Raw genomic sequence first — 24,165 nt, forward strand, 5'->3', positions numbered from 1 at the left:
AACACGCCTGCCATGCAAAAATTCACCATACACAAGGGCCTCGTGGCCCCCATGGACCGCGAAAACGTCGACACCGACGCCATCATTCCCAAGCAGTTTCTGAAGTCGATCAAAAAGACCGGCTTTGGCGCCAACGCCTTTGATGAATGGCGCTATCTGGACCAGCCCGGTGAGCCCGGCGTGCCCGAGTCCGCACGCAAGCCCAACCCTAACTTTGTGCTGAACCAGCCACGCTACAAAGGCGCCAGCATTTTGCTCACGCGCAAGAACTTTGGCTGCGGCTCCAGCCGCGAGCATGCGCCATGGGCACTGGACCAATACGGCTTTCGCGCCATTTTGGCCCCCAGCTTTGCTGACATCTTCTTTAACAACAGCTTCAAGAACGGCCTGCTGCCCATCGTGCTGCCCGAGGCCACGATCGAGCAGCTGTTCCACGAAGTTCAAGCCTTCCCCGGTTACGAGTTGACGATTGACCTGGAGCGCCAGGTCATCGTGCGCCCACAAGGCCAAGAAATACCTTTTGACGTCATTGCGTTTCGCAAGTACTGCCTGCTCAACGGTTTTGACGACATTGGCCTGACCATGCGCCACGCCGACAAGATCAAGGCCTTTGAAGCCGAGCGTCTGACACAAAAGCCCTGGCTGTCACGTTCGCTGGTGCAAGCCTGAGTCATTTACACAAATCTATAAATAAATGAGCTACTAGCGCTTACTGCACATACATTTCAAATAGTTTTCTATCTGAAACGTAAGCACAGCAAGCGTTGATAGCTATTAAAAAGTCTAGGAACAACATGAAAATCGCAGTCTTGCCCGGCGACGGCATTGGCCCAGAAATCGTTGCAGAAGCCGTCAAAGTGCTCAACGCACTGGAGCTGAACTTTGAGATGGAAACCGCTCCCGTAGGCGGCGCCGCCTACGAAGCAGACGGCCACCCCTTGCCCGAGTCCACCTTGAAGCTGGCGATGGAATCCGACGCCGTACTGTTTGGCGCAGTGGGCGACTGGAAGTACGACACACTGGATCGCCCTCTGCGCCCCGAGCAGGCTATTCTTGGCCTGCGCAAGCACATGGGCCTGTTCGCCAACTTCCGCCCAGCCATTTGCTACAAAGAGCTGGTAGATGCCTCCAGCCTCAAGCCCGAGTTGATCTCGGGTCTGGACATTCTGATCATCCGCGAGCTGACTGGCGACATCTATTTTGGCCAGCCCCGTGGCCGCCGCGTGGCCACTGACGGCCACTTTCCCGGTGCAGAAGAAGCGTTTGACACCATGCGCTACTCCAAGCCCGAGATCGAGCGCATTGCCCACGTAGCCTTTCAGGCTGCGCAAAAACGCAGCAAGCGCGTGACCAGCGTTGACAAGGCCAACGTGCTGGAAACCTTCCAGTTCTGGAAAGACGTCGTCACCGAAGTGGGCAAGCAGTACCCTGATGTGGCGCTGGACCACATGTACGTGGACAACGCCGCCATGCAACTGGTCAAAGAGCCCAAGCGCTTTGACGTGGTGGTCACCGGTAATATGTTTGGCGACATTCTGTCCGACGAAGCCTCCATGCTGACCGGCTCCATTGGCATGCTGCCTTCGGCATCGCTCAACAGCAAGGGCCAGGGCCTGTATGAGCCCAGCCACGGCTCGGCCCCTGACATTGCTGGCAAAGGCATTGCCAACCCACTGGCCACCATTTTGTCGGCCGCCATGATGCTGCGCTTCTCGCTCAACCAGGAAGCCGCCGCACAGAAAATTGAAGCTGCCGTGCAAAAAGTGCTGGCCGATGGCCTGCGCACCGCCGACATCTACAGCGCTGGCACCACCAAGGTCACCACCCGTGAAATGGGTGATGCCGTCGTGGCCGCACTGGCTGCGGTGTAAACCAGCTTCAGCCGCGTGTGCCTCAGCGCCACGCGGCTGGCATCAAGCTGGCTGAAGCCAGCCAAGCAACTTTCATGTGCAACGTCGCGCATTCAGCGCCACAATGCAACTTTGCAATCCATGTGGTGATTGGAGATTAGATTCTCTAACGCCGCATTAGTTAAGCTACAATCCATCTCCATGTTTGCCGCCCGCCCCCACACCGTCCCCATGACAACTGCCTTGCCGGCAGCCGTGGCCGCGTGCGCGACAACCATTACGACGATTAAAGGCTGACCCAGCCCGGTTCGTCGCGCGCCCTTTCCCGGCCAGACGAGCCGGGTGCAAGAAGCCAGATTGAGCACATTCACATCTGTTTTTCGCAACTTCGTTAAGGGCGTTTCAAAATGAGCAAGCAATTGGTAGGTTTGGTTGGCTGGCGCGGTATGGTCGGCTCGGTGCTGATGGACCGCATGCAGGCCGAAGGTGACTTCGCACTGATCGAGCCCGTGTTCTTCTCCACCTCCAACGCAGGCGGCAAAGCCCCCGCAATGGCCACCGTGCACACCACCCTCAAAGACGCCAACGACGTTGCCGAGCTGTCCAAGTGCGACATCATCATCACCTGCCAAGGCGGCGACTACACCAAGGAAGTGTTCCCCAAGCTGCGCGCAGCAGGCTGGAGCGGCCACTGGATTGATGCCGCATCCTCGCTGCGCATGGAAGACGACGCCGTCATCGTGCTGGACCCTGTCAACAACGACCTGATCCAGACCAAGCTGGCCGCCGGCGGCAAGAACTGGATTGGCGGCAACTGCACCAACTCCATCTTGCTGATGGGCCTGGGCGGCTTGTTCAAGGCTGGCCTGGTGGAGTGGGTGTCTTCCATGACTTACCAGGCGGCATCGGGCGGTGGTGCCAACCACATGCGCGAACTGCTCAAGGGCATGGGCGTAGTGCACGCAGCCGTGGCTGACGAGCTGGCCACCCCCGCATCGGCTATTTTGGAAATCGACCGCAAAGTGGCCCAGACCATTCGCACCGATGTGCCCACCGAATTCTTCGGTGCGCCGCTGGCTGGCGGCCTGATCCCCTGGATCGATGCGCAGCTGCCCAACGGCCAGTCCAAGGAAGAGTGGAAGGGCCAGGCTGAAGTCAACAAGATCCTTGGCACCGAAGCCACCATTCCAGTCGACGGCCTGTGCGTGCGCATTGGCGCCATGCGCTGCCACTCACTGGCTTTGACTTTGAAGCTCAAGAAAGATCTGCCGCTTGCTGAAATCGAAGCACTGATCAAGGGCGGCAACAACTGGGTCAAGTTCGTAGCCAATGACCGCGCAGAAACCGTCAAGGAACTGACCCCTGCAGCCACCACCGGCGGTCTGCAAGTGGCCGTGGGACGCGTGCGCAAGCTGAACATGGGCCCCGAGTACCTGTCGGCCTTCGTCATTGGTGACCAGTTGCTGTGGGGCGCAGCCGAGCCACTGCGCCGCATGCTGCGCATCTTGCTGGCCAAGTAAGCACTCATTCTTCGCTCAAAGGAGGAAGCTTAGGCTTCCTCTTTTTTTTTGGCCGGGTCTGCACCGCAGCAGGCTTGTCGTTCAGCGGCAACGCCGCAGCCCCACTGTGCGCAAAGAACTATCACACTCCTGTACAGCTAGAAATTTCCCCCTGCGTAGTCAATGGATGCGCTCAGTTGCAAGTTCAGCACTTTGGCTTGTCATAATCTCCCCCATCCAGCTCCCAGCACGGCACAACACGTCCTTTTCGTGTTTTAAGCTTGCTTGTCACCCCCTGGCAATGCTGCTATGGTCTTTATCAGTGCCTTGCCAGCGGGAGAGACTGGTCTTGCCATACCGAAAAGACACTCACCGCAAGCTATGCGGTGCAACATTATTTTGAACGTGACCGCAAACATGCATCGTTGGAAACTTTCAGCTCTGGCCGCAGCCGCCTTCGTCTCTGCTGCACTGACACCCACCGATGCCGCCGCCTTGGCACTAGGCTCTATCCGGGTGCAATCTGCCTTGGGTGAAACACTGCGTGCCGAGATTGCCATTCCACAAGCCACCACCGCTGAGCTCAATAGCTTGGCGGCTCAGATTGCATCGCCTGAAATTTTCCGTGCACAAGGCATGGACTACAGCAACGCTGCACGCTCCATCCAGGTACAGCTGCACCGTAACGCCGATGGCACTGCCAGCCTGCGCCTGAGCAGCAACACACCGCTTCAGGATCCGTTTATTGATCTGGTGCTTGAGACACAGTGGAGTACCGGGCACTTGGTGCGCAGCTACACCGTACTGCTCGACCCGCCTTCCAGCCAGCGTACCGCCGCTGCCCCTGCGCAGGCTGCGCAGATCGCGGCCCCGGCACCTGCTTCAGTTGCGGGCCGCAGCTATGCATCCAGCAGCACAGCCCCTCAGCGGGCCACACGCCCTGCACCCGCCCCAGCGGTCAGCGCGCCAGCAGCAGAGCCCGCTGAAAAATCAACGCGCGTGCGCTCTGGCGATACCGCAGGCCAGATTGCCAACGCCAACCGCCCCACAGGGGTTTCGCTGGACCAGATGCTGGTGGCCATGCTGCAAAGCAACCCCAATGCCTTTATCAATGGCAACGTGAACCGCATCCGTGCAGGCGCTGTGGTGCAAATGCCCAGCCGCGAGCAGGCGCTGCAAACGTCTGCAACAGAAGCACGCAAGATCGTCGCTGCACAAAGCCGTGACTTCAATGCCTACCGCCGCAGCCTGGCCTCCAAGGCTCCACAGGCCGCCGTCCAGGCCGCCGATCGCAGCTCTGGTGGGCAGGTCCAGACCCATGTCGAAGATGCCAGCCCCGCAGCCGGCACACCTGACAAGCTGACTTTATCCAAGAGTTCCGTACAAAGCGCTGCAGCTTCAGACGAAAAACTGGCCGCGCAAAAGCAAGCCAATGACCAGAGCAATCGTCTCAATGAATTGCAGCGCAATTTGGCAGAACTCAATGAACTGACACAAAACACCAGCACCACGGCTGCCAGCACGCCACCGACCTCTGCTGCAGACAGTGCACCAGCACCTGCCACACCCCCAGCACAAGCAGACGCTGCCGATTCTGCGTCTGCTGCGCCCACCATCGAAGTGGCCACCCCTTCGGTCACTGAGCCATCCAGCTCGGCAACTGATAGAACTGATAGCCCCACAGAGGCCACAGCGCAAGCTGAGCCTCAAGCTCCAGTGGCAGCCGCTGACAGCGCAGCAAAGCCTGCTGTGCAAAAGAAACCCGCTCCGGCCATCACTCCCGCACCGGCTGCACCGTCTTTCGTTGACGATTTGCTGGACAACCCGCTGATCCCCGCAGGCGGTGGCCTGATCGCCTTGTTGCTGGGCTTTTTGGGCTACAGCGCCTGGAAGCGCCGTCGTGCTGCGCAAGCTGCTGCAGACCCAAGCATGGGCGATAGCCAGTTGCACCCGGATTCTTTTTTCGGTAGCAGCGGTGGACAGCAGGTAGACACCAACAATGCCGACACAGGCGCCTCTACCATGGCCTACGCCCCGAGCCAGCTGGATGGCGGCGGAGATGTTGATGCCGTGGCTGAAGCGGATGTTTATTTGGCTTATGGCCGCGACGTTCAAGCAGAAGAAATTCTGAAAGAGGCCTTGCGCAACCAGCCTGAACGCTTGTCTATCCATGTCAAGCTGGCAGAAATCTACGTCAAACGCAACGACATCAAAGCACTGGAAAGCATCGCGCAGACCATGCAGCATGTCAGCCAGAGCCACGATCCAGAGTGGCAACGCGTGGTTGAGATGGGCCGCAACATGGACCCGACCAACCCATTCTTTGCAGCCGCCAGCTCTGCTGCGGGCACTGCGGCCAGCAAGCCAACGTCTGCATTCGCGGCTGCCTTGAACACCATCAAGCCAGATACCGCAGGCAGCGCAGTTGCCACCACTGCGGTGGCCGCTGCCGCTGCAAACACGATCCCTGATATTGATCTGAATCTGGACCTGCCTGATGACGGTTTGACCAGCCAGACCAGCGCAGCAGACATACCTGCTGCCGCGCCTTTGCCCTCTGATGATGACTTTGCTGCGCTGGATCGTCCAAACACCTTGGACAGCCAGCTGGATGTAACTGATCTCACCGATTTGGAGCCGCCCACCCTGGTGCAAGATACCCTGATGGCTGAGGACAATACGGCGCAAGAGCTGGGTGATCTGGATCTGGACTTGTCCGGCTTCGAAATACCTCCTGCATCCACCACCACCCCTGCAGCAGATACGCACCAGGACGACGGCCTGGATTTTGATCTTGACAGCCCTGCTGCCGCCAAAGACCCCCAGGCTCCTGCCACACCAGTGGCTGAAGTACCTGCCGCTGCCGCTGTCGCAGGCGATGAATTTGACCTTGGCTCTCTGGATCTGGACCTGGGTGCAACCCCTGAATCTGCAGCACAAGCCGAGCCGGTGCACAATCTCGCCGATGACCCCCTGTCCACCAAGCTCGACTTGGCTCAGGAATTCAACGCTATCGGCGACAGCGAAGGTGCGAGATCTCTGATTGAGGAAGTTCTGGCAGAAGCCAGCAGCCCGCTCAAGGAACGCGCACAGAAGATGCTGTCTGAAATTGATTGAACTACTGTATTTTTTCTGAAGCGGCACAGCCGCTTGCCCAGGAGCCGCCATGCGCATAGCCCTAGGGGTAAGCTACAACGGCCAGACCTACAACGGCTGGCAAAGCCAAACGAACGGCAAAACCGTTCAAGACAAACTCGAAGCGGCCCTAGGCCGCTTTGCTACGCATGCTGTGTCTACTTTGTGCGCAGGGCGCACGGACTCAGGGGTGCACGGACTTATGCAAGTCGTGCACTTTGATACGGAGCTACAGCGCCCTGAAAGCTCGTGGGTGCGCGGCACCAACACCTTTTTGCCACCTGACATTGCCGTGCAGTGGGCGCGCGAGGTGCCTGCAGCTTTCCACAGCCGCGCATGCGCTACCTCTCGCCGCTACGCCTATGTGCTGCTGCAGTCGCCTGTTCGCCCCAGCGTAGAAGCGGGCCGCGTGGGCTGGGTGTTCAATGAGCTCAATGGCGATGCCATGCGCCAAGCCGCCTCTTACTTGATCGGCGAGCACGATTTTTCTTCCTTCCGTGCCGCAGCCTGTCAGGCCTTAACGCCCGTCAAAACCCTCCACCGTATTGATATCACGCGCCGTTCCGTGGTGTCATCCCTGCACCGCGAGATGGAATGCTGCTATTGGCATTTTGAGTTTGAGGGCACAGCGTTCTTGCATCACATGGTGCGCAACATCATGGGCTGCCTGATTGCTGTGGGCGAGGGCTCTTATCGGCCTGAATGGATGTTAGAAGTACTGGCAGCCCGCTCACGTGATGCGGCAGCACCCACCTTCTCGCCCCATGGCCTTTATTTCATGGGCCCCGTGTACGATTCGAAGTGGAATCTGCCTGACCGCGTCCCCGGCTTTGACTGGCTACCTTAAGCAAAAAACTGCCCCAATCGCATATGCATCAAGCGCTAAACGCTCCTATTTCTCGCACGCGCATCAAAATCTGCGGTCTCACCCGCGCATGCGATGTGGATGCAGCAGTTGCCGCTGGCGCAGATGCTGTGGGTTTTGTGCTGTATGCACCCAGCCCTAGGGCCGTCAATCTGCAGCAGGCTGTCCAATTGGCACAGCGGTTGCCACCGTTCGTCACCCCTGTGCTGCTTTTTGTCAACGCAGCCATCACCGAAGTTAATGCCGCGTTAAACGCTATTCCCCATGCTTTACTGCAATTTCACGGGGACGAAACGCCACAAAGCTGCGCCACAGCCACACAAAATGGACGCCATCGCTTTGTGCGCGCAGCACGCATTCCCCTAGGCGACGACGCCAAGGGCTTTGACCTCGTAAAATACGCAGATCAATACTCTCAGGCCCAGGCCATTTTGTTAGACGCCCATGTGGACGGCTACGGTGGTGCAGGCAAAGCATTCAATTGGTCACTGCTTCCAACAAGCGTCAACGCTCACCTCGTTTTGTCTGGTGGGCTTACGCCTGCAAACGTGACCGATGGCATCCGTCAAGTACGACCCCGCTGCCTGTCTTTGGCAGTTGATGTCAGCTCCGGCGTAGAAGCCACCAGCCCTGACGGACTACCGCTCAAGGGCATCAAGGATGCTGAAAAAATCCAACGCTTCGTTGCTGCCGTACGTGCCGCCGATGCTCAAATTGCCCCCTAATCCTGATGTTCGAATATTCCTACCCCGATGCCAACGGCCATTTCGGCTCCTATGGCGGCAGCTTTGCCAGCGAAACACTGACCCATGCTCTGGTCGAGTTGCGCCAAGCCTATGCCAAGTACCAAAACGATCCTGAATTCGTTGCTGAATTCAAATCAGAGCTGGCCCACTTTGTGGGTCGCCCATCACCGGTCTATCACGCAGCCCGCATGTCCCGTGAGATGGGCGGTGCGCAGATCTACCTCAAGCGCGAAGACCTCAACCACACCGGCGCGCACAAGATCAATAACGTAATTGGTCAGGCCATGCTAGCCAAGCGCATGGGCAAGCCCCGCATCATTGCGGAGACAGGCGCTGGCCAGCACGGAGTTGCAACAGCCACCATCTGCGCCCGCTACGGCCTGGAATGCGTGGTGTACATGGGAGCCGAAGACGTCAAGCGCCAAAGCCCCAATGTCTACCGCATGAAGTTGCTGGGAGCCACCGTGATTCCTGTGGAATCCGGCTCCAAGACACTCAAAGACGCACTCAACGAAGCCATGCGCGACTGGGTGGCCAACGTGGACAGCACTTTCTACATCATCGGCACGGTGGCTGGCCCTGCGCCCTACCCGGCCATGGTGCGAGATTTTCAAAGCGTGATTGGCACCGAGTGCCTCACGCAGATGCCTGAAATCTTCCAGGAATTGAAGATGGCCAACGAGCAGCCTGACGTCGTGGTCGCCTGCGTCGGTGGTGGCTCTAACGCCATGGGCATCTTCTACCCCTACATTCCGTTTGAAAACACCCAGCTCATTGGTGTGGAAGCGGCAGGCGAGGGGCTGGACACCGGCAAGCATTCGGCCTCCTTGCAAAAAGGCAGCTCTGGCGTGCTGCACGGCAACCGCACGTTCATCATGCAAGATGACAATGGGCAGATTCTGGAGACACACTCCATCAGTGCTGGTCTGGACTACCCCGGCGTAGGCCCCGAGCATGCATGGCTGCAAGAACTTGGTCGCGCCACCTATGTGGGCATTACCGACCAGGAAGCGCTGGAAGCGTTCCACTACCTGTGCCGCGCTGAAGGCATCATTCCTGCGCTGGAATCGAGCCACGCAGTGGCTTATGCCATGAAGCTGGCAAAAACCATGAAGCCCGAGCAGTCCATCCTGGTCAACCTGTCTGGTCGTGGTGACAAGGACATTGGCACCGTGGCAGACCTGTCAGGTGAAGATTTTTATGACCGCCCCTCCATGCGCGGTCTGACCGTGAAGGGAGGGCCAACAGCATGAGCCCGAACACAGGCCGTATTGCCGCCACCTTTGAAAAACTGAATGAAGAAGGCCGCAAGGCATTGATTCCTTTTGTGACTGCGGGCTTTCCGTTTGCAGCCATTACCCCTTCCCTCATGCACGGCATGGTGGAAGCTGGCTCAGACATCATTGAGCTGGGCGTTCCCTTTTCCGACCCCATGGCTGACGGCCCTGTCATCCAAAAGGCCGGAGATCGTGCAATTGCCAATGGCGTAGGTCTCAAGCACGTACTGGGTTATGTGCGTGAGTTCCGTCAAAAGAACCACACCACACCTGTGGTGCTGATGGGCTACGCCAACCCTATCGAGCGCTACGACCAGGTACACGGAGATGAAGCTTTCATCAACGATGCATCTGAAGCTGGCGTAGATGGCATCTTGGTGGTGGACTACCCCCCCGAAGAAAGCGAAGTATTTGCAGCCAAACTGCGTGCCAAGCAGATGGATCAAATCTTCTTGCTGGCTCCAACCAGCACGGATGAGCGCATCCAGCAAGTGGCGCGTATTGCCAGCGGCTATGTTTATTACGTCTCGCTCAAAGGCGTAACAGGCTCTAATGCTCTGGACATTGAGGCTGTGGCTGAAATGATGCCTCGCATCAAAAAGCATGTGGCTTTGCCTGTTGGTGTTGGCTTTGGCATCCGTGATGCCCAGACAGCCCATGCAGTGGCCCAAATCGCCGATGCTGCCATCATTGGCAGCAAGATCATCCAGTTGCTGGAAGATCAACCCCACGAAAAAATTGTCCCGCTTGCCATTGATTTCTTGCGCGGTGTGCGCAAAACGATGGACGCATAATGCGACCCTTGGCTGCGCGTGCCCTTCTCGCGCAGTCTGATCGCCTTGAAGAGGAAACCGTATGTCCTGGCTCGAAAAACTTCTGCCTGCCAAAATTCAGCAAACCGAACCCAAGGATCGCATCCAGCAGATCCCTGAAGGCCTGTGGGTCAAGTGCCCCAGCTGTGAGTCGGTGCTCTACAAGACCGATCTGGAAAGCAACCAGAACGTATGCCCCACCTGTGGCCATCACCACCGCATTGGTGCGCGCGCCCGCTTGAACCATTTCCTGGACGGCGAAGGCCGCTATGAAATTGGTCAAGAAGTCATTCCCGTTGACCCATTGAAGTTTCAAGACAGCCGCAAGTACCCCCAGCGCCTGAAAGAAGCGCTGGAAAACACAGGCGAAACCGATGCTCTGATCGTCATGGGTGGCGCAGTCAAGGGCATTGAAGTGGTTGCAGCCTGCTTTGAGTTCGACTTCATGGGCGGCTCTATGGGTTCTGTCGTTGGCGAGCGTTTTGTGCGCGGTGTAGAGACTGCCATTGAGCAAAAAGTGCCTTTCCTGTGCTTTACCGCCACCGGTGGTGCGCGCATGCAGGAAGGCCTGTTGTCGCTGATGCAAATGGCCAAAACCAATGCAGCGCTGACACGTCTGGCCAAAAAGGGCCTGCCCTATATCTCCGTGCTGACCGACCCCACCATGGGTGGTGTGTCTGCCGGTTTTGCGTTTGTTGGTGACATCGTGATTGCAGAGCCCAAAGCACTGATCGGCTTTGCAGGCCCTCGTGTGATTGAAACCACCGTACGCGTCAAGCTGCCCGAAGGCTTCCAGCGCTCAGAATTCCTCAAGGACAAGGGTGCCGTGGACATGATCGTGGATCGCCGCGAGCTGCGCAGTACCATTGCCAGCAGCCTGGCCATGCTGCAACGTCTGCCTGCCGATGCAGTCGTGCAAGACTAAATAGTTCCTCTACAAAAAAAGGCTCCTTGTCAGGAGCCTTTTTTATTGCCTGCTTTCAGGCTCGCGCCTGCACTGCAGGCGCATGGAGCTTAAAAAGCGCTCAGACCCGCCAGCGCGCTGAACTGCAGATTACCGAGAATCATCAACAGCACCTGCAGCGCGATGATGGCCACCAGTGCCGAAAGGTCAACGCCTCCCAGCAAAGGAATCACTTTGCGCAATGGTCGCAGCAAAGGCTCGCTCAGACGGTGCAACACACCTGCAATGGGCGAATGCGGCTGCACCCACGACAAGATGGCGTACACAATCAAAATCACGATCAGACCGGTCAGCACCATGCGCAGCAAGCCAAACAAGGCCAGCAATGGCACCACAGCAACATTGCCGCCAGCTCCCATCAGCAACCACAGCAGCACGTATTGCACCAGCACGACCACCACAGCAGCGATCAGGCTGGACAGATCGTATCTACTGCGATTGGGTATGACTTTGCGCAACGGCATCACGATCCAGTCGGACAGCGCAAAAACCAGCTGTCCCACGGGGTTGTTAAATGGTATGCGCTGTGCCTGCATATACACCCGCAACAGGCATGCACCTGCAATCAAACCGCTGATGACTTCCAGCAAAAATTGAAGAATTTGAACAATCATGTAGATCGATAAGGTTGAAGAACTACGTGGATAAAAACACCCCACATGCAAGTGCGCGCGGCGTCAACCTACGCAACCCCATGTGCACTGCAAGTCATCATAGCCAGCGTACAGGTATCTGAAACCATGACCTCTTCGCTCACACTCGTTTCTCTGCCACTTTTTCCGCTGCATACGGTGTTGTTTCCTGGTGGCTATCTGCCGTTGCGAGTGTTTGAGCTACGTTACCGCATGATGGTGCGCTGCTGTCGTGAGCAAGGTGCGCCATTTGGTGTCGTCACACTGCGCAGTGGCCATGAAACGCGCCTGCACGATCAGCCGCTGGAGACATTTCACGCTGTGGGCACCATTGCCCATATTGATTCGGTAACACACCTCAGCAGCGGTCTGGAGCTGATTGAATGCTCTGGCAAAGACCGGTTTCGCCTGACCCAGGCCCGTCCCCTGCCCAGTGGCCTGTGGGTGGCAGATGTGCAGCTGCTGGCCGCCGATGTCCCCGTGCCCATTCCAGCAGACCTGCGCCACGCAGCCACGGCGCTTGAGCAAGTGCTGCACAAGCTGGAGCAACCCCATTTAGACAATGTGAGCGAACAGCATTTTCTCGATTGCGGGTGGGTGGCCAACCGCTGGTGTGAGTTGCTGCCCATGAATGACCATTTACAGCTGCAGATGCTGGAGCTTGACAGCCCGCTGTTGCGGCTGGAGCTGGTGACAGATGCACTGGAGCGGGCTGGCATTGCCTCTCAATGACTTATTAAAAATATAGCTACCAGCGCATACACAGCAGCACTTATAGATACATTTATTGCTAAAACCTTTTAAATACAAGCGCTTACAGCTATACATTTAATAAACAACACCATGTCACAACGTGCTTTCACAAAGAAAGTGCCGAGATTGTGGCAACGGCATGCTGAAACAGCGCAAAAAAACTAAAATCATTGGTTTTGGCTTGCCTCCTCAGCCTTAGCGCTGCGCTCATCCATGTCTGAACATCCAAACACTCCCGAGGCAGAAGTTACTGCCCCCCAAGACGAAAACAAACTGATCGCTGAGCGCCGCGAAAAACTCAAAGCCTTGCGCGAGTCTTCCAAGGCCAGCGGTAGCGTGGCGTTCCCCAACGATTTCAAGCCTGCCAACCGCGCACTGCCTTTGGTTCAAACCTATGGCGACAAAGATGCTCAAGCGCTGGACGCCGAAGCGGTCACCGTCTCCGTAGGCGGGCGCATGATGCTCAAGCGCGTCATGGGTAAAGCCAGTTTTGCCACCGTGCAAGATGCCACAGGCCGTATTCAGGCCTACATCACCCGCGATGCCGTAGGTGAAGACATATACGCCGACTTCAAGAAGTGGGATCTGGGCGACATCATTGCCGTTGAAGGCGTGCTGATGAAAACCAAGACCGGCGAGCTGTCGATCAAGGCCACCAAGATTCGCATGCTCACCAAGAGCCTGCGCCCCATGCCCGACAAGTTCCACGGCATGGCAGACCCCGAGCAAAAGGTGCGCCAGCGCTACGTGGATTTGATGATGAACGAAGAAGCGCGCAACCGCTTCATGGCCCGCAGCAAGGCGGTGGCCGGTATTCGTGACTTCATGGTGCAGCACGGTTTCCTGGAAGTGGAAACCCCCATGCTGCACCCTATCCCCGGCGGCGCCAATGCCAAGCCCTTCGTCACGCACCACAATGCGCTGGACCAGGAGATGTACCTGCGCATTGCGCCCGAGCTGTACTTGAAGCGCCTGATCGTTGGTGGCTTTGAGCGCGTGTTCGAGATCAACCGCAACTTCCGTAACGAAGGTATCTCGGTGCGTCACAACCCCGAGTTCACCATGATGGAGTTCTATGCGGCCTACTGGAACTATCAGGACCTGATGGACTACACCGAGCAACTGGTACGCGACGCAGCCATGAAGGCAGTGGGCACACTGGAATGCACGTACGGCGGCAAGCCTGTCGATCTGGCCAAGCCTTTCGAGCGCTTGACCATCCCTGAAGCCATCGTCAAGTTCACCGAAGCCGGCGACAACGTCACCAGTCGCGAATGGCTGACCAATGCCCTCAAGAAGCTGGGCATGAGCGAAGACAAGGACAAGCTATCGACCCGATCGCTGGCCAGCCTGCAGGTGTTTTACTTCGAAGAAGTGGTCGAAGAGAAGCTGTGGAACCCCACCTTCATCATGGAGCACCCCACAGAAATTTCACCACTGGCCCGCGCCAACGATGAGCGCCCCGAAGTGACCGAACGCTTTGAGCTATACATCACAGGCCGTGAATTTGGTAATGGCTTCTCGGAGCTGAATGACGCCGAAGATCAGGCTGCCCGTTTCAACGCCCAGGTGGAAGCCAAGGACAGCGGTGACGACGAAGCCATGTATTTCGACCACGACTTTGTGCGCGCCTTGGAATATGGCATGCCCCCTACCGGCGGCTGCGGTATCGGTATTGACCGCCTGCTGATGCTGCTGACCGACAGCGCCAGCATCCGTGATGTCATCCTGTTTCCCGCACTGCGCCGCGAGCAAGTCTGACGCTGACGCGGTACAAGATGTAACGGTATACCCGGCCTCGGCTGGGTATACTTTTTTTTACACCTTGTTTTTCAACGCAACCAGAGCGTGACAGGCCTTTTTCTCTGCGCAGCCCATGAATACCCCGACTATCCCTCCACCGGCAATCCTTGGTTCAAAAGGTCTGGCTCCTGGAACTATCCACATTGCCGGGCAAGGAATATCCAACATTCGTGTGCTGGTGGTAGATGATCAAAACTCTGTGCGCCAACTGATTGCGTACGAGCTCAAGCGCAGCGGTGCCACCGAGGTCTACCAGGCCAACGATGCAGACAGCGCTTTGGAGTTGTTTCAAAAACACCGTCCCGATCTGGTGTTGCTGGATATACGTCTGCCAGGCAAAGATGGCTACTGGGTGGCAAGGCGACTGCGTGAAAGCGAGAACGGGGACTGGACACCTATCATCTTTCTGTCAGGTCTGGACAGTGATCTGGACGTCTGGCAAGGCATTGAATCCGGTGGCGACGATTACCTCGTCAAACCTGTCAAACCGATTGTCTTGATGGCCAAACTGCGTGCCATGCAGCGGCTGCTGGATATGCGCCGCCGCCTGGTCAGCATGTCTGCCGAGCTGCGCCAGGCCAACCAGCGCCTGAATCACATGGTGGAGATAGATCCGCTCACCGGTCTGGTCAACCGCCGGGGACTGGAGCGCATCTTGCACTCTGAAATTGATGCAGCGCGCCGGGAGCAGCAACCCATGACGTTGATGCTGTGTGATCTGGATTTTTTCAAAACCTACAACGACAGTCTGGGCCACCTGAAGGGTGATGACTGCCTGCGTGAAGTGGGCCGTTTGCTGCAGGACGTCTGTGTGCGCCCGCGCGATGTGGCGTTTCGCTATGGCGGGGAAGAGTTTGCTCTGCTACTGCCCAGTACCCCGCGCTCTGGTGCGATGACTTTTGCCCGGGCTCTGGGCAACGTCTTGCGCAAACGGACCATTCCGCATCCGGCCAGTTCGGTTTCGGAGTTCCTGACGATCTCCGGTGGTATCACCACCTGCATCCCAGACAGCAACACCGACCAGGAAAGCCTGATCATGCGCGCAGACCAGGCGCTCTACACCGCTAAAGCCCAAGGCAGAGACCGGTTTTTTAGCTTTGAAATGCAGATGGATACCATTGAGCAATTGCGTACGCGCTAGCCTCAGGCGCATGCTGTCCACCCAGGGCACCCCAAGGTGCCCTTTGCTTTTATTGAATTTGGAATTTTTGTTGTGACTTTGATTGATCGTTTTGCCACTTTGCGTGCCCACCTTCCGGTATGGATGCAAGACTGGCTGGAGGTTGCCATCCCCGTGCTGCAAATGCTGCTGATCATTGTTGTGGCCTGGGTATTGCATCGCCTGTTCAGGCGTGTGATCAAGCGTGCCAGTGACCACTATGAATTCCCGCATGAGCTGCTCATGCCCATCAACACCGTGGTGCGCTGGCTCATTATTGCCGGCTCGGTGCTGTTGATCTTGGAGCGACTGGGCGTTTCGGCCAGTGTGCTGTGGTCAGCCTTTACGGGGTTTGCCACTGTTGGTGCCGTTGCCTTCTTCGCCGCATGGAGCGTGCTGTCCAACCTGTTTTGCGCTTTCCTGATTTTTACGGTGGGGCCTTTTCGCGTCGGCGACCACATTGAAGTGCTGGACACAGCAGAAAAACCGGGGGCACTGGGCCGCGTGGTAGACATCAATCTGCTCTACACCACGCTGGAAGACGCGACGGTGGCCGACCCCGGCACACTGATTCAAATCCCCAATTCGCTGATCTTCCAGCGCGTGGTGCGACGCTGGCGCATGGGCACTCCCGTGCCAGCCGACAAACTGCATCAACCAGCACCTGCGGCGAACAATGCGGCTTCTGAACCTTCACCCGCCCCAAAAAGCGCCACCTTTCCTTAAGAACTAACAATCGGTCATCCACACCCAAGGCCCTGTTGCACTACGACAGGGCCTTTTTGCATGCTGCCGTGAATGCTCGTATGCATGCGCGCGTCCATGTGCGCATGCACTCATCTGTTTGGCAATCTGAAAAACAAGCCAGAAGACACCTCTCTTGGCTTGGCTTGGCTTGGCTTGGCTTGGCTTGGCCTGGTCTGTTTCACCAGCAAACGCTGCACACACAAGGTGGTCTTGAGCGCCCACCAGAGCCTTTTGACTTAACTGTTTTTTGCAGAAGCTCATCTGTTTTCCTTCGTTGGAAAGCCGTTGCACCTGGCTCACCATGACTGCTATCGCCATCAATCTTTGAAGCAAAGACTGGAACCTAGCAGCATGACTGACACCGCAATCCCAACGCTGCCCCCCGCCCTGCAGCAAGCCCAAGCACTGGCACAGCAACACAACCTGCCGTATGCAGGTTCAGTCCCTCCCCAGCAGGCCTGGCAACTGGTGCAGCAAGGTCTGGCCCTGCTGGTTGATGTGCGCACCACCGAAGAGCGTCAATTCGTAGGCCGTGTGCCTGATAGCTTGCACGTGGCATGGGCTACCGGCACCGCGCTGAATCGCAACCCCCGGTTTGCACGTGAACTGGCGGCTTTGCAGTTGCGTCAGGCGGCTGCGCCCGATCAGTTACCTGCCGTGCTCTTGCTGTGCCGCAGCGGTAAACGCTCTGCCCTTGCTGCGCAAGAGGCGGCTAAAGCCGGCATTGCCCACATCTTCAATGTCAGCGAAGGGTTCGAAGGCGATCTCGACGATGTGCAACAGCGCGGCCACTTCAATGGCTGGCGTTTTTACGGACTGCCCTGGGTGCAGGACTGAGCCCCTCAATCCTTGAAGACCCCATCATGAGCACTTACAACATTTCTGAAATCGTTCAGCAACTGCGCCAGGTTCGGGATCAATGGCGTGAACAGCAAAACCGCACGGACCAAAGCCACCGCGAGTTTCCCTCGCGCGATGCCATAGCTCACGCTGTCGATGCCCTCAAGGGCGCCCTTTACCCGCTACGTCTGGGGCCACCCGATCTGCGCCACGCGGGGGAAGACTTTTATGTCGGCCACACACTGGACACCGCCTTGCAGGCTTTGCAGACGCAGGCGCTGACCGAGCTGCAATATCGCCAGCGCGGCGAAGGCCAGCCCGCCCATGAGATTGCGGCACAGGCCCAGCAAGCTGTGCTCACCTTTGCGCGCAACTTACCCAGTCTGCGCCGCTTGCTGGATACCGACGTGCTGGCTGCATTCCAGGGTGACCCGGCAGCACGCAGTGTGGATGAAGTGGTGCTCAGCTACCCCGGCGTGCTGGCTTTGATTCACCACCGCATTGCCCATGTTTTCTACCAGCTCCAGCTGCCGCTGCTGGCACGCATCATCTCTGAGCTGGCACATGGGCAAACGGGCATCGACATTCACCCCGGTGCACAGATTGATGCAGGCTTTTTTATCGACCACGGCACCGGCGTTGTGATTGGGGAGACCACTGTCATTGGCCGCAATGTGCGTCTGTATCAGGCCGTGACGCTGGGGGCCAAACGTTTTCCCAAAGATGCACAAGGCCACCTGCAAAAGGGCTGGGCACGCCATCCCATCGTGCAGGACGACGTGGTGATCTACGCCGGAGCCACCATTTTGGGCCGGGTCACTATTGGCCAAGGCGCAGTGATTGGCGGCAATGTCTGGGTCACGGACGATGTGCCTGCCGGTGCCCACGTCAGCCAGGCCAGCTTGCAGCAGGCCCACCATGTGGCCCATGTGCAAACGGCCACTGCCCACGCAGTGGTGTAAGCATGCTGTCCCAGCACTTTGTCCAAGACTTTGGCATGGCGGTGCGCCAGTTGCGCGAGGTGCGCAACTGGTCGCAGGAGCAGCTGGCCGGGCACTCCGACCTCAACCGCTCTTACCTGGGCGAGATTGAACGTGGCCAGGTCAGCCCCTCCCTGATCACCCTGCACAAATTGGCGCAAGCCTTTCAGATGAGCGCCACCGAACTGATTGTGCAGACCGAGCGCATCAGCCTGTTGCGCGAAAGCCAACGCTTGCGCTTGGCGGCTATAGCAGGTTGAGGCCACGCGCCACCCATTGAAAACTCTGGCTTTCTCCCCGACATCCATCCCTCAGGAGCTTCGTTCATGACAGCAACCGTTGGCGGTACTACCGCTTTGGGCGACAACGCCGCCCGTCAGCTAGCCAATGCCACCAAGACGGCCCCCCAGCTGTCCACCATCACTCCCCGTTGGCTCACTCACCTGCTGCAATGGGTACCTGTGGAGGCGGGCATCTATCGCGTCAACCAGGTCAAGAACCCGGAGGACATCAAAGTCACCTGCACCGCCAAGCAGCATGAAAACCAGCTGCCACGCACCTATGTTGACTATGACGCCAAGCCACGCGAGTACTTTCTGAACGCTGTCTCTACGGTACTGGATGTGCACACCCGCATCTCTGACCTGTACAGCAGCCCGCACGACCAGATCAAAGAGCAGCTGCGCCTGACGATTGAGACCATCAAGGAAAACCAGGAAAGCGAGCTAATCAACAACCCCGACTACGGCCTGCTGGCTCAGGTGGGTGACGAGCAGCGTATTTTCCCCTTGACCGGAGCGCCCACACCCGACGATCTGGACGAATTGCTGACCAAAGTCTGGAAAGAGCCCGCCTTCTTTCTGGCCCACCCGTTGACCATTGCCGCTTTTGGCCGCGAAGCTACGCGCCGTGGCACACCGCCGCCTACGGTGAGCCTGTTTGGCAGCCAGTTCATTACCTGGCGCGGTGTGCCGCTCATTCCGTCTGACAAAGTGCCAGTGGCCGATGGAAAAAGCAAAATTTTGCTGCTGCGCGTGGGCGACCGCCGACAGGGCGTGGTCGGCCTGTTCCAGCCCGGTTTGCCCGGTGAGCAAAGCCCCGGTCTGTCGGTGCGCTTCATGGGCATCAATAACCACGCCATTGCGTCCTACCTGATCTCGCTGTACTGCTCGCTGGCCGTCCTGACACCCGATGCAGTGGCCGTGCTGGACGATGTAGAGATCAATAAGTACCACGACTATTCGGCGCTGGATACCTACAAATAAGCCACAGGCAGCAGTCATTAATAGAGCCGCTCACACCAACAGCCTTAATACGTCGTCGCCTTGCCTTGTCGTACCTCTGTACTGCCAGCGGCTTTGCGCTTCGCATCCCGTGCACATCTTCGGTTGGCAGGGCCACTCGAGCAGCTCTTTCAAACAATGACCGCTGATGCAGATAAAACTGCGCAGTCAGCTACTTACTCAATAGCTGCACGCACAACAGGAGATGGGGTTTTGAGCACCACTACCGCGCAAGCGCATACCCAACCGGCAGCCTTGCCCGCCGGCCCACCACCACCGCTGGACACGGGGGCGCTGGCACGCATTGCCAGTGAGCTGTTTCGCAGCCTGCCTGGCGCAACCGCACCCGCTTTTGGTGCACAACCGCCTGTCAGCTTGGCACCGGGTGGCTCGCCACTGGCCGGCCCTTCCGGCCTGTCGCCCAATGTTCCAGGCACACCGATTGCGCAAGGGCAGATTCCGGGTGCCAACTTCACTCCCAGCAGCCCCAGCTATGTGCTGTCGCTGGGCAACCGTGTGGGCGTCGTCATTCCGCACGCCAGTGCCGGCAACGGCGTGCCCGACAAGGCATTCACTGCACTGCCCGCCTATGAACCGCGTCTGGCAGGCGCAACTGACGGTGCCCCACAAGCCCCCGCAGCGGTGGCTGTTCCTGCATTCATTGACCAGCCACCATCCAGCACATCTGGCGCAGTCCCCATCCGCACGGGCGAAGGTCTGGATGCCTTGAGCCATCAGGCACTGGTAGCTCTGGGCACCCCGCAATCAGGAGCAGCTGCCTTTCCTGATGTACCGCCCCGCCTTGGCGCTGCGCCTGTCACCGGTACTGTCCCAGACGCAACGATCACAGCTGACGCCCCAGCAGCCCCCCAGTTTTATTTTGTGGATTCCGTCACGCTGCCCAGCGGTTTTGTCACCCCGGCCAAACCGCATCCACACGGTACCCATGCTGCCCCCACAGCGGGCCAGCAAGACCGCCATCCCGGATTTGACGTACAGGCCGTGCGTCGTGATTTCCCCATCCTGCAAGAGCGCATCAACGGCAAACAACTGGTGTGGCTGGACAACGCCGCCACAACCCACAAGCCACGCCAGGTGATTGAGCGCATCAGCCACTTCTACCAGCACGAGAACTCCAACATCCACCGTGCGGCGCATGAACTGGCTGCCCGCGCCACCGATGCCTACGAGCATGCGCGCGAGGTGGTGCGCCGCTTTATCAACGCACCCGATGTGCGCGAAGTGATCTTTGTGCGCGGCACCACCGAAGCCATCAATCTGGTGGCCAAAAGCTGGGGCGGCAAGCATGTGGGCGAAGGAGACGAAATCATCGTCAGCCACCTGGAGCACCATGCCAACATCGTGCCGTGGCAGCAGCTGGCTGCGGCCAAGGGCGCTAAGCTGCGCGTGATTCCGGTTGATGACCAGGGACAGATTCGCCTGGATGCCTACGAACAACTCATCAACGACCGCACCAAGATTGTCGCGATTGGCCATGTCTCCAACGTGCTGGGCACGGTCGTGCCTGTCAAGCAGGTGGTGGAGATTGCCAGACGCCGCGGCATCACCACGCTGGTAGATGGCGCGCAGTCGATTGCGCACACTCCCGTAGATGTGCAAGACATTGGCGCAGACTTTTTTGTCTTCTCGGGCCACAAGATTTTTGCCCCCACCGGCATCGGTGCGCTGTGGGGCCGCCGCCAAGTGCTCGAAGACATGCCGCCCTGGCAAGGTGGCGGCAACATGATTGCCGATGTGACGTTTGAGAAAACCGTGTTCCAGCCGCTGCCCAACACCTTTGAGGCTGGCACCGGCAATATTGCCGATGCCGTGGGCCTGGGTGCGGCGCTGGAGTATGTAGAGCACTTGGGCATTGCCAACATCAGCCGCTATGAGCATGCCTTGGTGGACTACGGCATGCAGCAACTGGCGAGCATCCCCGGTTTGCGCCTGATTGGCACCGTACCGGGCAAGGCCAGCGTGCTGTCTTTCACTCTGGAGGGTTACACCACCGAAGAGGTAGGCAAGGCACTGAATGCCGAAGGCATTGCCGTGCGCACCGGCCACCACTGCGCCCAGCCTATCTTGCGCCGATTTGGCGTGGAAACCGCCGTGCGCCCTTCGCTGGCGTTCTACAACACGTTCGAAGAAATCGACCAACTGGTGACAGTGGTGCGCAGACTGGCCGGGCAGCGACGCTGAGCACACCCGTTCAAAAAAAGCGACGCCCATGAGCACATGGCCGTCGCTTTTTTATAGTCTTTTCGGCCTCCAGCGCTTACTGGCTCAGCGCTGTCAGCTATTTTTTATCAAGGCTTGCGCGGTTTGACCTTGCTGGCGGCCAGCTTGGCGGTGGTACGGGCTTGCTGCACATCGGCAGCACGTGCAAGTGCCACACCCATGCGGCGTTTCACAAAACTCTCAGGCTTGCCAAACAAACGCAGGTCTGTACCGGGCAGAGCCAGCGCTTCGTCCACGCCGTCAAAAACCAAGCCTTCAGCATCTTGGCCGCCATAGATCACCGCGCTGGCACCGGGATTGCGCAGGCTGGCATCCACCGGCAACCCCAGAATGGCGCGGGCGTGCAGCTCAAACTCGCTTTGCCACTGTGTGGCCAGCGTGACCAGACCCGTGTCGTGCGGGCGTGGCGAGACTTCACTGAACCACACCTGCTCGCCCTTGACAAACAGCTCCACGCCAAACAGGCCCAGTCCGCCCAGATCATCGGTCACGGCCTTGGAGATTTGGCGGGCTTTGTCCAGCGCAGCGGGATGCATGGGATGGGGCTGCCAGCTTTCCACATAATCACCCGCTTGCTGGATGTGGCCGATGGGGTCACAAAAATGGGTTTCAAACTGACCGTCCTTGCCCTTGGCACGCACGGTCAGCTGGGTGATTTCGTAGTCAAAATCAATAAAACCTTCAACAATCACACGGCCCTTTGCCACACGACCCCCAGCCATGGCGTAGTCCCACGCGGAGGCCACATCAGTGGCACCATCGATCTTGCTCTGGCCTTTTCCCGAGCTGCTCATTACCGGCTTGACCACGCAGGGGTAGCCAATGGCCGCTTGGCCATCTGTGCCATCAATGGCGGCCTGCAGCTCTTGCAGCGAATCACAAAAACGGTAGGGACTGGTGGGCAAACCCAAGGTTTCGGCAGCCAGCCGGCGGATGCCTTCGCGATCCATGGTCAGCCGCGTGGCACGCGCTGTAGGCACCACCGTGACAACACCTGCGGCCTCCAGCTCTTCAAGCATGGGGGTAGCGATGGCTTCAATCTCAGGCACCACCAGATCAGGCTGCATCTTCTCAATCAAGGCCTTGAGCTGGGCCGGATCGCTCATGGTGATGGTGTGCGCATGGTGTGCCACCTGGTGGCCCGGTGCGTTGTCGTAGCGGTCAACGGCTATGGTTTCAACGCCCAAGCGCTGCAGCGCAATCAAGACCTCTTTACCCAGCTCGCCACTGCCCAGCAGCATGACTTTGGTGGCGTGGGGGGTCAGAGGTGTTCCTAAGGTGGTCATACAAGCATCCAGAAAATGTGGCATCCGCACCTAGGCAGCAGCCATAAAAACGGGTTGCCATTGGTGCCGGGGTGTTGATCATAGGCCAGTGGTGGCACCCAAATGGCGCTGAAACAAGCGCCAGCGCCCTGCTTTTTTAATTCATAACCGCTATCAAGCGCCTGAGGCAACGCGCTCTTCACGCCTAGTACATCGCATGCAGCGTTTGTTGATTCAGTGTGCTCAACTGATGAAATCCATACTCACGCTGGCCATCACCCAAGCGCACAAAGGGATGCAACACCTGACAGCCCAGCAGCACGTGCTACATCTCAATCGACAATGAACAATTTAGCGCCCACGGTGGTACTTGAGCGGTGTGCCTCGGCCTGATCGGCAACCTGATAGCTCATGCCCGGGTGCAAGGTGAAAGTGCGCCCATCGTCCAGTTCCGTCTGCAGCTCTCCAGCCAGGCACAGCAGAATGTGCCCCTTGCTGCACCAGTGATCGGCCAGATAGTCCGGGCTGTACTCCACCATGCGCACACGGATAGTGCCAAACTGGCAAGTGCGCCACCACGCAACACCTGTTTCACCTCGGTGTTCTGTGGGCGCGATGCTGGCCCAATCCGTGGTGCCAAAGGGGATGTCTGTCATCTGCATGGGAATGTGCCTTGTGATTGCCAAAAATGATACGCACCATGCACAGCTTGGGCTGTGCTTAATGTGTAAGTGCAGGGCCTGACGTTGCCTCATCTTTGCGAGGAATTGCGCCTGCAGCAAAGTCTACGTCTTCGGTCCATACGCTGCTGTGCCACGTCCAGGGGCTGCTGGCTGTTTCTAGACTGAGCACATGCACCCCAGACCAGTCTTTCACACGGCCCTTGAGCCATTCGACCTGGTCGTTACGCACAAAAATCAGCAAGCCAATGCTCCAGTCGCCTTGCACCACCTTCAGTCGCTGCAATTGCTCCAGCAAGGGGGCATACCACTTTTCAATGCGCTGATTGATCCTGTCAACCAGACCCAGCGGGTAGCCAGAGGCTGAGACCTCGGCCACCCATATTTGCTTTCTGGCGGGGCGCAGCGCCACCAAGCTGGGGCACACCCATCCTGCAGCCACTTCATAGTGGGGAGCAATGAACGTGTCGCCATTGGCGGTCAAAAATTGCATCACTGCTTCTTCATGTCGATCCATGTTGAGCCTTTTAAAGATTTTTATAGCTATCTGCGCTTGCCGCATGAACGCCAGCACTTATTTTGCTGATAAAAAAAGGAGCCGCAATGGCTCCTTGGTATCTGCCCGTCACAGGGG

At 58.0% G+C, this 24,165-nt stretch carries 22 protein-coding genes; 18 read left to right on the forward strand and 4 right to left on the reverse strand.

The features are described 5' to 3' along the window. Positions 1-12: 12 nt before the first annotated feature. The 9 genes from leuD (at position 13) to accD (ending at position 11,109) form a co-directional block, all read left to right on the forward strand. Entirely contained in the window at positions 13-669 is a 657-nt protein-coding gene (leuD, locus tag H9646_RS09200; protein ID WP_191723066.1) for a 3-isopropylmalate dehydratase small subunit, read from the forward strand. 125 nt (positions 670-794) lie between these two features. Continuing rightward, positions 795-1,871 (forward strand): 3-isopropylmalate dehydrogenase, encoded by a 1,077-nt coding sequence (leuB, locus tag H9646_RS09205; protein ID WP_191723067.1) that lies wholly within the window; start codon positions 795-797, stop codon positions 1,869-1,871. Positions 1,872-2,257: 386 nt separating this feature from the next. After that, a complete protein-coding gene (gene asd, locus H9646_RS09210) occupies positions 2,258-3,370 on the forward strand; it encodes an aspartate-semialdehyde dehydrogenase (RefSeq protein ID WP_191723068.1) in 1,113 nt (370 codons plus the stop codon). A gap of 396 nt (positions 3,371-3,766) precedes the next feature. Then, positions 3,767-6,466, forward strand: a complete 2,700-nt coding sequence (locus H9646_RS09215; protein ID WP_191723069.1) for a FimV/HubP family polar landmark protein — start codon at positions 3,767-3,769, stop codon at positions 6,464-6,466. A 49-nt stretch (positions 6,467-6,515) separates the two neighbouring features. Next, entirely contained in the window at positions 6,516-7,331 is an 816-nt protein-coding gene (gene truA / locus H9646_RS09220; protein WP_191723070.1) for a tRNA pseudouridine(38-40) synthase TruA, read from the forward strand. A gap of 23 nt (positions 7,332-7,354) precedes the next feature. Beyond that, complete coding sequence (locus H9646_RS09225; RefSeq protein WP_191723071.1) at positions 7,355-8,074, forward strand: phosphoribosylanthranilate isomerase; 720 nt, start codon at positions 7,355-7,357, stop codon at positions 8,072-8,074. Positions 8,075-8,079: 5 nt separating this feature from the next. Then, complete coding sequence (gene trpB, locus H9646_RS09230; protein WP_191723072.1) at positions 8,080-9,348, forward strand: tryptophan synthase subunit beta; 1,269 nt, start codon at positions 8,080-8,082, stop codon at positions 9,346-9,348. After that, positions 9,345-10,166 (forward strand): tryptophan synthase subunit alpha, encoded by an 822-nt coding sequence (gene trpA, locus H9646_RS09235; protein ID WP_191723073.1) that lies wholly within the window; start codon positions 9,345-9,347, stop codon positions 10,164-10,166. Before trpB ends, trpA begins: the two co-directional genes overlap by 4 nt. A 61-nt stretch (positions 10,167-10,227) precedes the next feature. Continuing rightward, on the forward strand, positions 10,228-11,109 hold the full coding sequence (gene accD / locus H9646_RS09240) for an acetyl-CoA carboxylase, carboxyltransferase subunit beta (RefSeq protein ID WP_191723074.1): 882 nt from the start codon (positions 10,228-10,230) through the stop codon (positions 11,107-11,109). An 89-nt stretch (positions 11,110-11,198) separates the two neighbouring features. Here the strand turns inward: accD and H9646_RS09245 are convergent, their stop codons facing one another. Next, positions 11,199-11,762 carry a YggT family protein gene (locus tag H9646_RS09245; RefSeq protein ID WP_191723075.1) on the reverse strand — a complete coding sequence of 188 codons (564 nt, stop codon included), beginning with the start codon at positions 11,760-11,762 and terminating at the stop codon, positions 11,199-11,201. A 126-nt stretch (positions 11,763-11,888) separates the two neighbouring features. On the opposite strand from H9646_RS09245, the gene H9646_RS09250 reads away from it, so the two are divergent. The 9 genes from H9646_RS09250 (at position 11,889) to H9646_RS09290 (ending at position 21,547) form a co-directional block, all read left to right on the forward strand. Then, the gene (locus H9646_RS09250) at positions 11,889-12,512 is read left to right on the forward strand and encodes an LON peptidase substrate-binding domain-containing protein (RefSeq protein ID WP_191723076.1); all 624 of its coding nucleotides are present in this window, start codon (positions 11,889-11,891) and stop codon (positions 12,510-12,512) included. A 234-nt stretch (positions 12,513-12,746) separates the two neighbouring features. After that, positions 12,747-14,294: a lysine--tRNA ligase gene (gene lysS, locus H9646_RS09255; RefSeq protein WP_191723077.1), complete on the forward strand. Its 1,548-nt coding sequence runs from the start codon at positions 12,747-12,749 to the stop codon at positions 14,292-14,294. Between the two features lie 115 nt (positions 14,295-14,409). After that, positions 14,410-15,477, forward strand: coding sequence for a GGDEF domain-containing response regulator (locus H9646_RS09260; protein ID WP_191723078.1), 1,068 nt, complete (start codon positions 14,410-14,412; stop codon positions 15,475-15,477). 123 nt (positions 15,478-15,600) lie between these two features. Further along, positions 15,601-16,221 carry a mechanosensitive ion channel family protein gene (locus tag H9646_RS09265; RefSeq protein WP_191723268.1) on the forward strand — a complete coding sequence of 207 codons (621 nt, stop codon included), beginning with the start codon at positions 15,601-15,603 and terminating at the stop codon, positions 16,219-16,221. A gap of 372 nt (positions 16,222-16,593) precedes the next feature. Further along, a complete protein-coding gene (locus tag H9646_RS09270; RefSeq protein ID WP_191723079.1) occupies positions 16,594-17,079 on the forward strand; it encodes a rhodanese-like domain-containing protein in 486 nt (161 codons plus the stop codon). A 26-nt stretch (positions 17,080-17,105) separates the two neighbouring features. Further along, the gene (epsC, locus tag H9646_RS09275) at positions 17,106-18,044 is read left to right on the forward strand and encodes a serine O-acetyltransferase EpsC (RefSeq protein WP_191723080.1); all 939 of its coding nucleotides are present in this window, start codon (positions 17,106-17,108) and stop codon (positions 18,042-18,044) included. A 2-nt stretch (positions 18,045-18,046) separates the two neighbouring features. Then, a complete protein-coding gene (locus H9646_RS09280) occupies positions 18,047-18,322 on the forward strand; it encodes a helix-turn-helix domain-containing protein (RefSeq protein WP_191723081.1) in 276 nt (91 codons plus the stop codon). Positions 18,323-18,388: 66 nt separating this feature from the next. After that, complete coding sequence (locus tag H9646_RS09285; RefSeq protein ID WP_191723082.1) at positions 18,389-19,327, forward strand: family 2A encapsulin nanocompartment shell protein; 939 nt, start codon at positions 18,389-18,391, stop codon at positions 19,325-19,327. Between the two features lie 231 nt (positions 19,328-19,558). Next, complete coding sequence (locus tag H9646_RS09290) at positions 19,559-21,547, forward strand: family 2A encapsulin nanocompartment cargo protein cysteine desulfurase (RefSeq protein WP_404813093.1); 1,989 nt, start codon at positions 19,559-19,561, stop codon at positions 21,545-21,547. 107 nt (positions 21,548-21,654) lie between these two features. On the opposite strand, the gene purT is transcribed toward H9646_RS09290, so the two are convergent. From purT to H9646_RS09305, 3 genes are all read right to left on the reverse strand, one after another. Then, positions 21,655-22,872 (reverse strand): formate-dependent phosphoribosylglycinamide formyltransferase, encoded by a 1,218-nt coding sequence (gene purT / locus H9646_RS09295; protein ID WP_191723084.1) that lies wholly within the window; start codon positions 22,870-22,872, stop codon positions 21,655-21,657. Between the two features lie 311 nt (positions 22,873-23,183). Continuing rightward, positions 23,184-23,513 (reverse strand): DHCW motif cupin fold protein, encoded by a 330-nt coding sequence (locus tag H9646_RS09300; RefSeq protein ID WP_191723085.1) that lies wholly within the window; start codon positions 23,511-23,513, stop codon positions 23,184-23,186. Between the two features lie 58 nt (positions 23,514-23,571). Beyond that, a complete protein-coding gene (locus tag H9646_RS09305) occupies positions 23,572-24,024 on the reverse strand; it encodes a hypothetical protein (RefSeq protein ID WP_225214079.1) in 453 nt (150 codons plus the stop codon). Positions 24,025-24,165 lie beyond the last annotated feature (141 nt).

This window comes from Comamonas avium (genome assembly GCF_014836675.1).
In the GTDB taxonomy this organism is placed as follows: Bacteria; Pseudomonadota; Gammaproteobacteria; order Burkholderiales; family Burkholderiaceae_C; genus Comamonas; species Comamonas avium.